The sequence below is a fragment of the Paenibacillus sp. FSL P2-0121 genome (assembly GCF_037975345.1).
Taxonomy (GTDB): Bacteria; Bacillota; Bacilli; order Paenibacillales; family Paenibacillaceae; genus Paenibacillus_AQ; species Paenibacillus_AQ odorifer.
Genome location: NZ_CP150245.1, coordinates 5920817 through 5934786, shown reverse-complemented (window position 1 = coordinate 5934786; position 13970 = coordinate 5920817). Strand labels below are relative to the sequence as shown.

General features: G+C 45.3%; 13 protein-coding genes. 5 read left to right on the top strand and 8 right to left on the bottom strand.

Annotated features, from left to right (window positions below; genetic code table 11):
- Positions 1 to 208: 208 nt before the first annotated feature.
- Entirely contained in the window at positions 209 to 1237 is a 1029-nt protein-coding gene (locus tag MKY54_RS26170) for a LacI family DNA-binding transcriptional regulator (RefSeq protein ID WP_076128009.1), read from the bottom strand.
- A gap of 122 nt (positions 1238 to 1359) precedes the next feature.
- Between MKY54_RS26170 and MKY54_RS26165 the strand changes: the two genes are divergently transcribed.
- Positions 1360 to 3060: a glycoside hydrolase family 13 protein gene (locus tag MKY54_RS26165; RefSeq protein WP_339188439.1), complete on the top strand. Its 1701-nt coding sequence runs from the start codon at positions 1360 to 1362 to the stop codon at positions 3058 to 3060.
- Positions 3061 to 3098: 38 nt separating this feature from the next.
- On the opposite strand, the gene MKY54_RS26160 is transcribed toward MKY54_RS26165, so the two are convergent.
- The gene (locus tag MKY54_RS26160; RefSeq protein WP_076128006.1) at positions 3099 to 4199 is read right to left on the bottom strand and encodes a M23 family metallopeptidase; all 1101 of its coding nucleotides are present in this window, start codon (positions 4197 to 4199) and stop codon (positions 3099 to 3101) included.
- A 254-nt stretch (positions 4200 to 4453) separates the two neighbouring features.
- Here MKY54_RS26160 and lipA point away from each other — a divergent pair, with 254 nt between their 5' ends.
- Positions 4454 to 5359: a lipoyl synthase gene (gene lipA, locus MKY54_RS26155; RefSeq protein ID WP_036685320.1), complete on the top strand. Its 906-nt coding sequence runs from the start codon at positions 4454 to 4456 to the stop codon at positions 5357 to 5359.
- A gap of 236 nt (positions 5360 to 5595) precedes the next feature.
- A complete protein-coding gene (locus MKY54_RS26150; RefSeq protein WP_081387240.1) occupies positions 5596 to 6261 on the top strand; it encodes a YutD family protein in 666 nt (221 codons plus the stop codon).
- Between the two features lie 583 nt (positions 6262 to 6844).
- Here MKY54_RS26150 and MKY54_RS26145 read toward each other — a convergent pair.
- The 4 genes from MKY54_RS26145 to ylbJ all read right to left on the bottom strand — a co-directional run bounded on the left by MKY54_RS26145 (position 6845) and on the right by ylbJ (position 11837).
- On the bottom strand, positions 6845 to 8284 hold the full coding sequence (locus MKY54_RS26145; RefSeq protein ID WP_076128004.1) for a S41 family peptidase: 1440 nt from the start codon (positions 8282 to 8284) through the stop codon (positions 6845 to 6847).
- An 81-nt stretch (positions 8285 to 8365) separates the two neighbouring features.
- Entirely contained in the window at positions 8366 to 9550 is a 1185-nt protein-coding gene (locus MKY54_RS26140; protein WP_339188434.1) for a copper amine oxidase N-terminal domain-containing protein, read from the bottom strand.
- 146 nt (positions 9551 to 9696) lie between these two features.
- Complete coding sequence (locus MKY54_RS26135) at positions 9697 to 10500, bottom strand: NAD kinase (RefSeq protein ID WP_036685317.1); 804 nt, start codon at positions 10498 to 10500, stop codon at positions 9697 to 9699.
- Between the two features lie 74 nt (positions 10501 to 10574).
- Positions 10575 to 11837 carry a sporulation integral membrane protein YlbJ gene (ylbJ, locus tag MKY54_RS26130; protein WP_036685315.1) on the bottom strand — a complete coding sequence of 421 codons (1263 nt, stop codon included), beginning with the start codon at positions 11835 to 11837 and terminating at the stop codon, positions 10575 to 10577.
- Positions 11838 to 12249: 412 nt separating this feature from the next.
- Between ylbJ and MKY54_RS26125 the strand changes: the two genes are divergently transcribed.
- Positions 12250 to 12633, top strand: a complete 384-nt coding sequence (locus MKY54_RS26125; protein ID WP_076134176.1) for a globin — start codon at positions 12250 to 12252, stop codon at positions 12631 to 12633.
- 36 nt (positions 12634 to 12669) lie between these two features.
- Entirely contained in the window at positions 12670 to 13386 is a 717-nt protein-coding gene (locus MKY54_RS26120; protein WP_036685310.1) for a DUF2225 domain-containing protein, read from the top strand.
- A gap of 78 nt (positions 13387 to 13464) precedes the next feature.
- Here MKY54_RS26120 and MKY54_RS26115 read toward each other — a convergent pair whose 3' ends face one another.
- Both MKY54_RS26115 and MKY54_RS26110 read right to left on the bottom strand, forming a co-directional pair.
- Positions 13465 to 13695, bottom strand: coding sequence for a hypothetical protein (locus MKY54_RS26115; RefSeq protein WP_036685307.1), 231 nt, complete (start codon positions 13693 to 13695; stop codon positions 13465 to 13467).
- Positions 13692 to 13883 carry a YycC family protein gene (locus tag MKY54_RS26110; RefSeq protein WP_036685305.1) on the bottom strand — a complete coding sequence of 64 codons (192 nt, stop codon included), beginning with the start codon at positions 13881 to 13883 and terminating at the stop codon, positions 13692 to 13694. Before MKY54_RS26110 ends, MKY54_RS26115 begins: the two co-directional genes overlap by 4 nt.
- Positions 13884 to 13970 lie beyond the last annotated feature (87 nt).

The window sequence follows — 13970 nt, the reverse complement described above, 5'->3', positions numbered from 1 at the left end:
TCAAGCTAAAGCAGTTACTCCAGACAATCAAGCCAAAACAGCACGCAGCGCAATAAAGTTCAGTCAGCTATACAAGCTCAATCAAGCTCAGTTAGTTACTCAAGACAATCAAACCGAAACAGCACTCAGCGCAATAATGTTCAGTCAGCTATGCAAGCTCAATCAAGCTAAATCAGCAGTCAGAGCAACCAAGCTTCCTGCCTCTTCACTACGTTCCCGCCGGGAACTGGGATCTCATAGTTGACTCACGAGGAATGAGTTCTGGCTCGAGAAGCAAATGCCTAGAGGGTATGTTGTTATTACGAATGCGTTGCATCAGCAGCTCGCCTGAAGATACCCCCAGCTGGAAGGTGTCGATATTCAGCGAGGTTAGAGGAGGCGTAGTGTAACGGGACAGAGGATATTCATCAAATGCGGCAATGCCGAGCTGTGAGGGAACATGAATATCCAGTGATTTTGCAGCTTGAAGCACCCCGAAGGCAACATAGCTGTTCATGCATACTACGGAGTCTGGTCGATCTTCGCTCTGTAGAAGCTCAAGTGCAGCATGATAGCTCTCATGTTCATCAGCCTTACAATTGATAATCCATTGCTGCTGATCGGCAAGATCTGCTTGCTGCAATGCTTGCAAATATCCACTCAGACGATGGGTATAAATCTTTTCCTGCTGCTGCCCGCCTATGAAGGCTATTTTGGAGTACCCCTGCTTTATTAAATGTGAGGTCAGCATGCTGCCGCCTGCTTCATTATCGAAATCAACCCAGCTTCCGGGAGTCATAATTTCGCCGATGGAGATGTAGGGAAACTCCAAGCGGTTTAGTTCTTCGCAAAGCTCTTCCGTTAGTACGGAGTTATTCGCTATGATTCCGTCGACACGTTTGCTGAATACAAGTCTATTTAGAAAATGTCCTTCCGGACTACTATGCTGTACATTGGAAATAGTCAGCTCGTATTTTAAAGGTGCAATTACACTTTCTATTCCACCGATGATGTTGTAGAAAAACTGGTTTAGAAATTCACTTTCCTTGGACATATCGACCAGGAGACCAATATTACAGCTGCTTTGTCTGGCTAATCCGGTAGCGATACTACTTGGTGTATAGTTCATTTGCTTCATAATTTCGCGAACCTTGTGTTTCGTTTCCTGTGATATTTTTGGGGAATCGTTTAATACTTTGGATACGGTAGATTTAGCCACATTGGCTGCTTTGGCAATATCAGAAATGGTTACTTTCATTGTCTTCCCCTCATAATCCGGAACGGTATTTGTAACCATAATAACACAAATTTAGCAGTCTCTCTAATCACAATAAGTCTCATAGATTTAACGATAAAAGTATAAAAAGGAGTTTAGAAGTTATGCCTCATACATGGTTTTTATATCATACAAGTGAAGATCCGTTTGCCTATCCTATGGGTACGGGCATCTTGAAGCTCAGACTGTTCACGCAAGCTGGACAACAATTATCCTGTACCGTCATCTACTCAGACCGTTATGATTCTCCGGGGCATGAAGTTCCTTTGCAAATGGAGCGGATTGGGTCGGCAGGTGTTTATGAGATACATGAAGCGGTCATTGAGACCCCTACTAAAAAATGCAGATATCTATTCCATGTAACTAATCCTGCTGGTGAATATGTCTGGTATGGAGAGAGAGGGGCGTCGGAGAACCGGGAACGCGCGGGTTCTTTTCAATATGCATATCTCCATCATTCTGAGGTGTTGAAGTTACCTTCATGGAGCATGGATGCAGTAACCTATCAAATCTATCCCAGCAGTTATAACGAAGGGACCTTACAAGGCATCTCTGACAAAATGCCCTACCTGCAACAGTTAGGAGTAAACGTTGTTTATATGACGCCTGTATTTGAGTCTCCTTCAGAACATAAATATAATACCTCCGATTACTATAAGGTTGATCCAGTATTTGGGGATACGGAAGGATTGAAGGCACTGGTCAGCCAGGCGCACAGACATGGAATCAAAGTGATTTTAGATGCTGTGTTTAATCATTCGGGAGATCGCTTTTTCGCGTTTAAGGATGTGTTGGCAAAAGGAGAGCAATCTCCGTATAAAGATTGGTTCTTCATTCATTCCTTTCCGGTTACGCAGACCCCTGTACCCAATTATGAAACGTTTGCCAAAGCTGAAGCGCATATGCCAAAGCTGAACATGGACAATCCGGATACGGCGAATTACATGATTGAGGTTGCGAAGTATTGGGTGCGCGAGACAGGGATTGACGGCTGGCGTCTGGATGTGGCCAATGAAGTTAATCCGCGTTTTTGGTCCCGGTTTCGGCAAGAACTCAAATCTGAATATCCTGAAATCCTGCTGATCGGTGAGATTATGCATGCTTCTGGGCCATGGCTTAGAGGGGATCAGTTCGATGGAGGAATGAATTATGTGCTTCGTGATGCAGTGTTAGAATTTTTTGCGGAACAATCGACGGGGCCAGTTCGCTTTATGGAGCAATTGCTCCATCAGGAGGCGTTGTATAATGACCAGGCGAATTCAGCTATGTTTCAGTTGCTTGGCAGCCATGATACCCTGCGGTTTCTTACAGCGTGTAAAGAAGGTGGGCGTGGTTGGGACCGCTTGGGTACCGCTGTTGAACGTATGATGCTGGCTGTTTTTTTCCAGATGACCTATATCGGCATTCCAATGATCTATTACGGGGATGAGGTTGGGATGGAAGGGGCGACGGACCCCCACTGTAGAAAAGCTATGATATGGCAAGAACAAGCTCAGAATGCAGTGCTGCATAAGTGGTATCAACAGTTGATTTCTCTGAGAAAAAGTCATGAGGTTCTGCGCAAAGGCTCCTTCCGTCCTTGGTTTACTGATGAAGTTCGTAATGTGCTTGGTTACATACGAGGTGTGGAGCACGAAAAGATAGGGCTGATTATCAATAATTCTCCAAACCCTTACCAACTAGAGCTTAGCCCATATCGAGCTGATAAGAACGAATTAACTGATTTATTGTCTGGAGTAATTTTTAAAAATAATAATAAGCTTACGGTCAGCATTGAACCATTCGGCTGTTTGATGTTGTATTAAAAAAGAAAAGGCCCCTCTCTAAGGAAAGGGACCTTATTCTAATTTACGGCACTTTTTTTGCTTCTTTTGTTCTTTAAGTCTCTATATTCCTGATTCTCCCATTGTTTCAGCAACGGAAACGGATCAAAAGCCCATTCGGTAATTCCGCGATCGCGGTAAATGCCAAAATGTAGATGCGGAGGAAATTTCCCTTGAGTTCCGGGATTGCCGTAACCCGAGCTGCCTACCCAGCCAATAATTTCACCGGGGGTGACTATATCTCCGCGAGAAATGGTTTTGTTATATCCAGATAGATGAGCGTAATAATGGTAACGGTTCTCAATATCGCGAATCCCGATTCTCCAGCCGCCGTACCGGTTCCAGCCTTTTGTCTCCACTAAGCCAAAGCAGGTGCTTCGGACTGGCACTCCTTGAGGTGCAAATAAATCTGTTCCTTCATGGATACGTGCTCCACCCCAGCTTCTTCCAGTGCCCCAAGTGCTACGATAAGAATAAAGGTTACTTAAGGGAAGCGGGAAGGCATTGCCGGATAGGTCCAGCCGTCCAAAATGTTCATATAACTTCGCGAACTGGGTAATGCGCTGCGAGGCGCGGCCATTGTGATAATACTCCCAGACCCCGATACTGAAATCACTAGCGGATTGTCCATACTTCAATAAGTGTCTAGCCATGCTATAGAGAACGTCCGCATCATTCTCTGGATCAGCAATGCCGTCTCCTGAGCCATCACTGCCAAAACCATCAAAGAAGCTAATGGAGTTCGGGGAAGTATCCCCCTGATCCGGATTGAGTGGACCTGCCCATACCGGTGCCGGGATCTTTATGGCTGTAAGGCGCGTGGAGACAGGCTGCCCTGAGGCTCCCTTTTTGGCGAGCGTGCGTTCATATTGATCAATGGCTGCGAACCTAAACCACGGGATACCAGTAGCTGCGCTCATTTGCTCATAAAGCTGTCTACGGCCAGACCATTGCGCTTCTTTGCTAGCACTAGCGGGATCCCCGCTGCTCATCACCGGTTGGATTGTAGGCCGCGCTACAGCTGCTGAAACGGGAAGGTTTAAACCACCCCAGAGGATAGCGGCCGCGGACAGGCATAACAGGGTTCTCCGGTTTTTAATATTCTTAAATAGGGCCAGCAAGATAACAGCCTCCTTTTGTCCGGGCATTAAATTGAATGTAGTTACTTCGGATGAAGCTTTTTTATAGATTGGTGCAAAATGCTACTTTTTATCCGTTCTTGTCTAAAGGTACCAGAAAAATCTCGCTGGAAACTCCAGATGATACACCCTGCATATTTCACAAAAACAGGCAATTGTAAATCGCACATGTTATAATATGAGGCAGCAACTTTCATCTGCAGCATCACATTCAGGAGGAAGCGGGGTTTATCATTTTGTCTAATAAAACAGCAAAGCAACCTAAACCGGATTGGATTAAGATTAAGCTAACTACCGGTGACAACTATCAGGAAATCAAAAGCATGATGCGTTCCAAAACTTTACATACCGTATGTGAAGAAGCTAGGTGTCCGAATATTTATGAATGCTGGGCAAACCGTACGGCTACCTTCATGATTTTAGGTGATATTTGTACACGCGCATGCCGTTTTTGTGCAGTGAATACAGGGATGCCTACAGAACTGGACCTGCAGGAGCCTGAACGTGTAGCTGAAGCTGCAGAGAAAATGAATCTTCGTCACTGTGTGGTGACTAGTGTGGCCCGCGATGATCTTGCGGATGGTGGCGCTCAGATTTTTGCTGAGACGGTAGCGGCGATTCGTAAACGCCTTCCGTTATGTAGTGTTGAAGTGCTTATTCCAGACTTTTTAGGAGACCGGAATAGTCTTGAGATTGTCATGAACAGTAATCCAGACATTCTTAATCATAATATTGAGACCGTGGAACGGATGTCAGATCGTGTACGGGCTAAAGCGAAGTACCCTCGTTCCTTGGAATTGCTGCGCAGAGCCAAGGAAATGAAACCCAATATTCCAACCAAATCGAGCATCATGCTTGGTGTCGGTGAAGAGTGGAATGAGATTTTACAAGCAATGGATGATTTGCGAGCCGTAAATTGTGATATATTGACTTTAGGACAATATTTGCAACCCACTCCAAAACACTTAAATGTGGAGAAATATTATCCACCGGAGGAATTTGCACTGTTGAAGGAAGAGGGAATGAAGCGTGGCTTCAGCCACGTGGAATCAGGCCCGCTAGTTCGCAGCTCTTATCATGCGCATGAGCAGGTGAAGTCTGCAGCTCAAGCTCGCGAGGAGCGTGCGGTTTCTTCTAGCTAATTATTGCTTTTCTGTGGTTTAATTCACGGAGAATGTTAGTAAGAGGAGGAAGAAGCGACAGCGTTCTGATATCTCTGCTCTTAGGTTACCCATAAAAATCGTTGATTTGCGTCATCGGAGGGGAATATTGGTGCTGTAGGAGCGGTTCTAGAACAGCGACCGAAAGCCCAATATTCCACATAGATGGCGGCATAATCAACGCCACGATACCCAAAGAAAGGCAGGCGACAAAAGGTTTGATCGTAATAGGCGGAAAAGGCTATGAACTTATGTTGGATCATAAGGATGGTTGGAATCCGGAGGCGTTTCGCGGGAGATATAGCGAGGTGCTGGAAAGATACGACTATATTATCGGTGACTGGGGTTACAGTCAGTTGCGTTTGAAAGGTTTTTACCGGGACAACCATCCTAAGGTGAATCGGGATACAGCGATTTCGGGTATGGTTGATTATATTAATGAATACTGCAATTTTGGCTGCGCTTATTTTGTGCTGCATAAATTGAAAGAGGTACCACAGGAAGGCATGTTCAAGGATATTTTAATCAAAGAAATACCAGAGCCGAGTGATGAAGAGGCCTTGGAGCAAGAAGGGGAAGCTAGTGATGAAGCGGCTGCAGATAAAGAGTTCTCTGTTAAAGAAACATCCTCTAAGCAAGGCTCGAATCACTCATTGGCATTTAAAGAGATGACTTCTTCTAAGGACAATATGGCGAAGGATAGACCTGTGAGAGAACATCAGAGCCGAAATCACCGGGGCAAGGATTCACAGGGCAAGAAATCCAAAAAGGATTTCCAAGGCAGACCGCCACAAGGTCAGTCTCAGAAGCCCCAAAACACACCAAAACCTCAAAGCGCTCAAAACAACCAAAACAATCAAAACATAGAAAATTCACAACCTTAATGATGAAAGCTGAACCATAAGTAGAGTCCTTCTACGAATGAGCCAGCTTTTTTTCTTATAAAAAATAGCAGAGCAGCGTTTCTCCCGTTACTTGGAGATCGCTGCTCTGCTGTTGCTGTGCCGCTCGGTGTTGCTCAGTGCTGCTCTGTGCTGTGGGCTCGGTGTTGCTGTGCTGCTGTGTGTTGCTCTGCTGCTCTTTGCTGTTAGTCGTTGGCTGCTTGACCCAGCAGTTTCATCATCCCCTAAGGCTTAAGGACCCAGATGCCGTTATTTGCGAATTTTCAGCCTTTTGAGCGGGGTTTCGGACTCCAATGAAGCTATTCGTTAGAAAGAGGCGTAATTATGGTGTTTTTCATACCAATAGCGACTATGGGGTCCGATAGCATAACAAATATGGATTAATATTGCGTTTAGGGTCATCCATGTCCGATAGGTGCTACAGATGTTTCGTAGGTGCAAATATTATCCAACTAAACAAAGAACAGGAGTTGTCTCAACGGCCATTTCATGGCTTATGTGACAACTCCTGTTTTTACTCATTGGTGCTTGATTCAGCAGCTTAATGATTAGTGAGATTAAGGATCTATTTTACAGATAATTTCAATTGTTTCTGTGTTGCATTGTAACTCCATACAAGCGCAGGGAACTTCTTCTTAAAGGCATTTAATTCAATGAAGGTCTCGCCGTTCTGAGAAAGCGCCTCTTTGGAGGACAATGTAAAGCCGGTCGCTTTACCTGCCCCGTTCGTTACGATGACTTTTTTGTTCTTGGCATCCCATGTGATGTCGCCTTCGATCAGTGCACCTAATACGAGCGAAGAAGCATAAGTCTTATCTCCTTGCTTTATTAGACCCACATTACCAGCAAAGGCAACCCCGTTGACGTTCAAGATATGATGATCACCGGAAACCTCAATGCTTTTCATTCCTGCAATCTGAAGAGCGGTAATCAGCTGTGCAGTTTTGCCTTTAACCTCAATATCCGGTGCAAGGCCGATGTGATTAAAGTCTTCTTTATTTGGAGTTAGGTATTTCTGCGTAGTCAGCTTCAGCATGTCTCCATTAGACATTGGAAGCAGGCTCTGAATACGTGCTTTGCCGAAAGAACGAGTGCCTACGACGGTAGCGAGCTTATTGTCACGTAATGCGCCAGTAAGCGCCTCAGAAGCGCTGGCAGTGTACTCATTCGTTAGAATAACGACGGGTACGCCTATTTTGCTGCCGCTGGTAATCGTTACTGGAGTAAGTGCTCCGGTTTGATCAGAGGTATACATCATAATGCCTTTATCCATAAAATTGGAGGTAATGTTGTATGCCGAATCCATATAGCCGCCTAAGTTGTCACGCAAATCAAGCACCATCGATTTCATACCTGCTGCGCGCATCTTTTTCAGCATGGCGGCGAATTCTTCATCGGAATTCTGTGTGAAACCGCTCAGTGTGATGTAGGCTATCTTCTGTCCAACAATGGTTCCGGTAACGGAAGTTGAGCTGATTTCATTCCGGGTTACACGAAATGATTTAGACACTCCATTCCGGAGCACCTGCAGAGTGACCTTGGTGCCTGCGGCTCCGCTTAACTCGTCACCTTCAGTCTCTTCAACGGGGATTCCGTTAATTTTGACTATCGTATCGCCGCGTTTCAGACCTGCTTGTTCTGCAGGCGAACCGGGTGTTATGTCTTCGATGTAGAGTTCTGTTGCGGTATATTGCAATCTAACACCAATACCAACGTATTCCAGATCAACATCATGTTCAAATTGTGCCGCTTCCTCGGTATTGAAGTATTGGCTATAGGGATCATCCAGGGTGTTCACCATGCCGTCAATGGCTCCACGAATCAAGGTATCCTTATCTACACCGGAGAGGTTATAGTTCTCCAGAATATTCATGACTTCATTGATAAGATCACGGTTATCTGTAGATGCCTGAGCGGCATCGGCAGCAGACACCACTGGAGCAAAAGTTAGGGATAAAGCCAGACAGCTGCCTAGAAGTGCACTTATTACTTTATTGGATTTCATGGAATCATACGCCCTTTTTATATAATTTATAAGATAAGAAAGTATACACTGCACGAATTAACTTTCTGTGACGTATGGTTGTTAGGATTTCACAAGTTTATAGTAAACGCTGTAGGTGTTATCAGTAGTCCATACCCCGTTATCCGACTTGGATAAAATGAAGATCGTGCCTTGCTCAAAAGTTTCCTCTTCACTGGCATCCTTCTCTTTGCTTTCTACATAAATAGCTGCTTCTTTGGCGCTAAAATAGTAGATACTCGAAACGCTTGGAGTATAAATGACGTCATATGAAGTAAAGAAATCTTCCAGATCTTCCTTAAGGGAAGTATCATATTCTTCTCCGTATGAAGTCATGGTGGAAAGAACAGCGGCCGAATTTTGTTCATTCATAGCTTGATAATATTTGGTGATATTACCTTTGATGGCATCCGCATCATTTTGAGGAATGTTAGCTGCTGTTTTTAGAGCTTGTTCACGAGTCAGCAGTATCACGGAGCTTTGGGATTCCACAGATGATATTTTCCAGCTTCCATTCTTGCGGACAAGTGTATACATGTATTCGTCCTCTGTATCTGGCGTATAGGCCCCACCTGTCCGGCGAGAGCTTTCCAGTGTATAGACAGTAGCGTCATTGCCTGAAATATCAATGATTTCCAAACTCTCAATAGTATTTTTTATGTCAAAAATCTCAAAGGATGCATTAAGATCCGCCACCGAGTCCGCATTAGAGGATTCTGAATCCATAAGGGAATAGAAGCTAATTGCTTTTTCTTCATTGAAATATTTATTAGACAAACGGATTAATGCTGTAATCGCTGCTTCGTCCTTATCTTTGGATACTGGGGTGGTAATTTGCACGCTTCTGCTGGTTGAATTCCAGACGGCTGTGCCTCCGGTTGCCTCTGCGATAAAACGTAAAGGAATGTATGTAGTGCCAGCTGAGGAGACTGGTGCGGTAGTCAGTTTTTTCACGGTTCCGTTAACGGTTGCGCGGTTGCTGCCAATTTTCAGGCTGATCGCCAGATTTGAACTTTTACCTGTTACTGTTCCAGTCTTGGCATCCCAAAGCACCTGCAGTCCAAGCTTTTCGAAGATGACCCGGAAAGGGACAAGTACAGAATTGTTCGCTAAGTATGGGGTTCCTGCGGTAAAGGAAACCTTACTGCCGTTGATATAAACATCAATCGGTTTTGAAGCAGCAAAAGCCGGGACCGCCAGTATCAGGGCCAGAAGACTTATGCTCAAGAGGGATAATAATTTTTTCAACAGTACTCTCTCCTTTTATGTAACTCTTTGTAAAATAGCCTCATTATACCATTTGATTTCTCTCTATGTCTATCAATTGGTGTTAGTTTTGTCACACCAAAAATAGCCGGAGATATTGAAATCTCCAGCTTTTTGATCCCCTGATCTCAGACTAAGAAAGCTTCACGGACACGGTTCCAGAACGGAAACGGACGATACCTTGCAAAGCTGACTTTTTTGTCTGAAACTTGACAGCGTACTGAAATCAGGTCATCAACAGGAATGTTGTTATGATCTACGGTGAGCAGCAAACGCTGGTCTTTACATGAAAAAATGTCACAATGATGATGCTTCGGCAGTAGTAGCGGAGAGCCCATTGTCCGGAATACACGGTTGTTAATAGACGCGATTTCGGCAATCTGCAGCGCTTCTATTGAAGGGTGAACCATAGCGCCCCCAAGGCTTTTGTTATAAGCGGTGCTGCCAGAGGGAGTTGAAATACAAAGTCCATCGCCCCGGAACATTTCGAAGGTGACATCATTGATGTCGATTTGGATCATTATAGTTCCATCCACCCCTTTAAGGGTAAATTCGTTGAGGGCAATGTGAGACGAAGATCCCGATTTTTTGTGAATCTCCAGCTCTATTAATGGATATTTCACAATGCGCGGCTTCTGCGGCTCAGAATCACCGGTTCCGCACATATAATCGATTAAGGTGGGCAGCTCTTCTGCTTGCCAGTCCGCATAGAAGCCGAGGTGTCCTGTGTGCACACCTACAAAGGCTAAGTTGGGAATCTGATCGATAAAGGTATGAAAAGCGTGCAGCATTGTGCCGTCTCCACCTATCGAGATGACGATTTCCGGAGACTCGGCATCCAGTTGCAAATCCCGCTCCGCCGCCAGCTTGTGAAATTGCTCGGCAAGTTTGATTGACAGCTCATCACCGCGGTCCAGAACATAATATCTCAAGATGTACAAGCTCCTTTATATAATTCCGTCATACACCGATCATAATCAATCTTGCCCCGGAACACAATATGTAATCAACTTCGGCGCATCAATCGGAGCATTGCCATAAAGACAGGAATAAGCAGTGACACTAGAAGAGCAGCGGCCAGTATAAGACTCAGTAGAGCTAGGCTGGCAGTGACACCAGAGGCTGAAGGTGTAAAGGCGGTGGAGGCTGGCAGAGAGACCCAGGCAGAAGACAATCCTGATCCCATCACAGGCTTCCATAGCAGCACCACGAGACCTGCTGCGAGTACGGCATGTATTAGTCTCGCAGTTAAGAACGGCAGATAACGCAGCCCGGTACCGTTCAAAATACTGGCGACTTGGGCATGTACAGATAATCCGCCCCAAGAGAGAATAAAGGCAGCTGCTGCGACCTTGAATTGAAGCGGGATGGAAGAAGCGGCTTCACCAGCAGAACGGGCACCTATGGTGACCTCGAATAATCCGCTGATCAAGGCCTGAGCTAATTCGGGAGGCCCTCCAACAAGGGAGACGAGAGATCCGGCCAGGCTAAATAGTGAGGGCAGGATTCCGGCACGGGCAAGCAGCTCCATTAGCACGTTGAAGAATACAACCAGACCCCCTACGACAATAATAAGCTGTAGCGAGGATTGGATCGCTCCTTTTAACAGCTCCCCGAAGCTACGTCCATCCTTGCGCCGGGCTTCGGACATCGCAAGGAGTGCGGCATGTATTCTGCCGAATCCTTGTTTTGCTGGAGCAGAGGGGACGTCAGAACTACTTTTTGTTGGGTCTTGGGTGGGGGTCTTTTGTTCCTTACGTCCATGAAATGACATTAGGAGACCAACCATTAAGCCACTTCCGTAGTGGGCTAGTGCCAATATTAGCCCCAAAGAAGCATCGCGAAAGAACCCAACGGATACCGCCCCTAATAGAAAAATAGGATCGGAGGAGGTTGTAAATGCTACAAGGCGTTCACCTTCAATTCTGCTGATCAGCTTCTGCTCCCGCAGCTTAGCGGTTAATTTGGCTCCAACGGGATATCCTGATACATATCCCATGGCCGCGACAAAACCACCGCTGCCTGGTATACCGAAGAGGGGACGCATCAGTGGATCAAGTAAAGCGCCGAAGAGATGGACAATGCCTAAGCCTAGCATGATTTCAGAAATGACGAAGAAGGGAAACAGTGAAGGGAAGAGCACGTCCCACCAGATGGCCAGGCCACGTAAGGCTGCGGCAAGAGATGCTTCAGGATGAAGTAACATAAGCAGCATACAACCTGCCAATATGAATCCCAGCAGCGGGCCGCCAATCTTTTTAAAAGTCATAATTAACGCCTCCTGGTCTATGGTTAGATGTATGCAAAAAGAGGGACAAACAGCACAAAAAAATGGAGAAAGCGGTTACAATTATCTGTGCTTTTTCGCAGGAATTATGATATTATGTAATAAATAAATGCACCCTCTGTTACACGATTAAATGGGATGGAGTGATGGCGATGAGCGTTATAGCCGGAGTTCTCGTTTGTGCTTTTGTATATGTAATCCGGGTCTCTCTCGTCCCTCCTGGTGATGAGGAATTTAGGACCTACTAACCTTACTCTTCAGGCGCTGAACTATAGTTTAGCGCCTTTTTTCTGTAGTTTAGAGAGCACTTTCGACGGATATCCGTGTTATGCTTATCTTTGGTATAATAAAATAAGTAACGTTTCATTAATATGGAAGAAGGCTGGTAACCTCAATGAATCCAAATGAGAGTATATATGACAATCTAGGGGGGGCTGAAGCACTACATCGGTTGGTGGAAGTGTTCTATGCCAAGGTACAGCTTCATCCGCAGCTGGGACCCTTGTTCCCTGAAGATATTACTCCAGTTCTGGAGAAGCAATATCAATTCCTGACACAGTTTTTTGGCGGGGGTCCACTTTATTCGGAATTACATGGACATCCCATGATGAGAGCAAGGCATATGCATATTCCTATTACTCCAGAACGTGCTGAGGAGTGGCTACAATGTATGAAAGAGGCACTGGTGGAGACTGGAGTCGAAGAACCACTGCGTTCATTCGTGCTTAGCCGCCTTGCAGGTCCTGCACATCATTTTGTTAACATGCCCCAGGAATAACAAGGGACAGGTTGATCCTGAAAGGAATGAGAGTACTTGACAGAGTTAATACCCCTATATTCTATTAAGGTCAAGTGTTGCAACTGTGAAAATGAATTTTCAACCTCGCGGGTACGTCCTAGTCTAAAAAAGGCTATTCGGCGTGATGCTGATTTCTGCGCGTATTATAAAAATGAGAATCCGGATTATTATGTTGTACGGGTCTGCCCCAATTGCGGGTTTGCCTCCACAGAAAATTCGGCTGACAAGCTGACGGAACGCCAGCGTAAGGCATTTAATGAACAGGTAGGAAAACGCTGGAAGAGCCGTGACTTTGGAGAGAAACGAGACTGGGAAACTGCGCTCGAGACCTATAAGCTGGCGCTTTTATGTGCTCAGAGTATTAACGATAAAGATCGGATTATCGCAAGTCTGCTGCATCATATTGCTTGGCTCTATCGCTATCAAGGGGAGACTGAGCAGGAGAAGCGTTTTTTACGCTATTCTTTGGACGAGTATGTTAAGGTCTATGAAATAGATGGCATTGCCGGCAATGATGCCCGGCTCATGTACCTGATCGGCGAACTTAATCGGCGGATCGGAGAATACTCAGTGGCTGTAATGTGGTTCTCCCGTCTGATCAATGATCAGAAGATCATGGATGCGGCGATGATTCGAGCGGCACGTGAGCAGTGGGTTATTTTACGGGAGCAAATGCGTGCTGAGGCTCTAGATGTTGAAGTTGATATCGAAGGCTTGTCTTCAAGTTCATAATGTTTGCGAACAACAAAAAGCGCAGAAGAGAATTAAATTCTCCTCTGCGCTTTGTAGAAAGAAAATGTTTGGATTTGCTTATCTGACAGCTCGATCGAACAAAAGGTAATCGCCGTCATTATCTATAACTGTAGGACTGGCGCTGCAGCAGGGGAAGACGAGCAGTTTTTTCTTGCCGTCACGAACGATTTGTAATTCTTTTGGCTTCATAGGCAGAAGCACATTCTCTGAGTTGCAGAATGGACAGTATTGCACATACATATCGCCTAGAATGATGTCATAAGGCCAGGTATGACTAAATGGAATCATTGTGAGTCCTTCCCAGAAGGAGTCTCTTCATTTTCGCCCTCAGTTTGTGGGGGATTTTCTTTTTTGGATAGCTCCGCTATTTTTTGTAGTAAAATATGTTGGGGCATATGCATCAAGTGTTCCAAAGGAACGCCTAGTTGCTTGGATAACGTAATGGCTGTTTCCGGTGAAATTTGTAGTGGCTTCATATGGATGCCCTCCTAAAGTTTATCGGCTATAAATGTTCAGATATCGTTATTCACTTTACCATGGTGTTAAGACAATTACAAAGAAAG

Coding starts and splice junctions, on each gene's coding strand:
- MKY54_RS26170 (WP_076128009.1), bottom strand. CDS start 1,237: ATGAAAGTAACCATTTCTGATATTGCCAAAGCAGCCAATGTGGCTAAA.
- MKY54_RS26165 (WP_339188439.1), top strand. CDS start 1,360: ATGCCTCATACATGGTTTTTATATCATACAAGTGAAGATCCGTTTGCC.
- MKY54_RS26145 (WP_076128004.1), bottom strand. CDS start 8,284: ATGAAATCCAATAAAGTAATAAGTGCACTTCTAGGCAGCTGTCTGGCT.
- ylbJ (WP_036685315.1), bottom strand. CDS start 11,837: ATGACTTTTAAAAAGATTGGCGGCCCGCTGCTGGGATTCATATTGGCA.
- MKY54_RS26125 (WP_076134176.1), top strand. CDS start 12,250: ATGAATCCAAATGAGAGTATATATGACAATCTAGGGGGGGCTGAAGCA.
- MKY54_RS26115 (WP_036685307.1), bottom strand. CDS start 13,695: ATGATTCCATTTAGTCATACCTGGCCTTATGACATCATTCTAGGCGAT.
- MKY54_RS26110 (WP_036685305.1), bottom strand. CDS start 13,883: ATGAAGCCACTACAAATTTCACCGGAAACAGCCATTACGTTATCCAAG.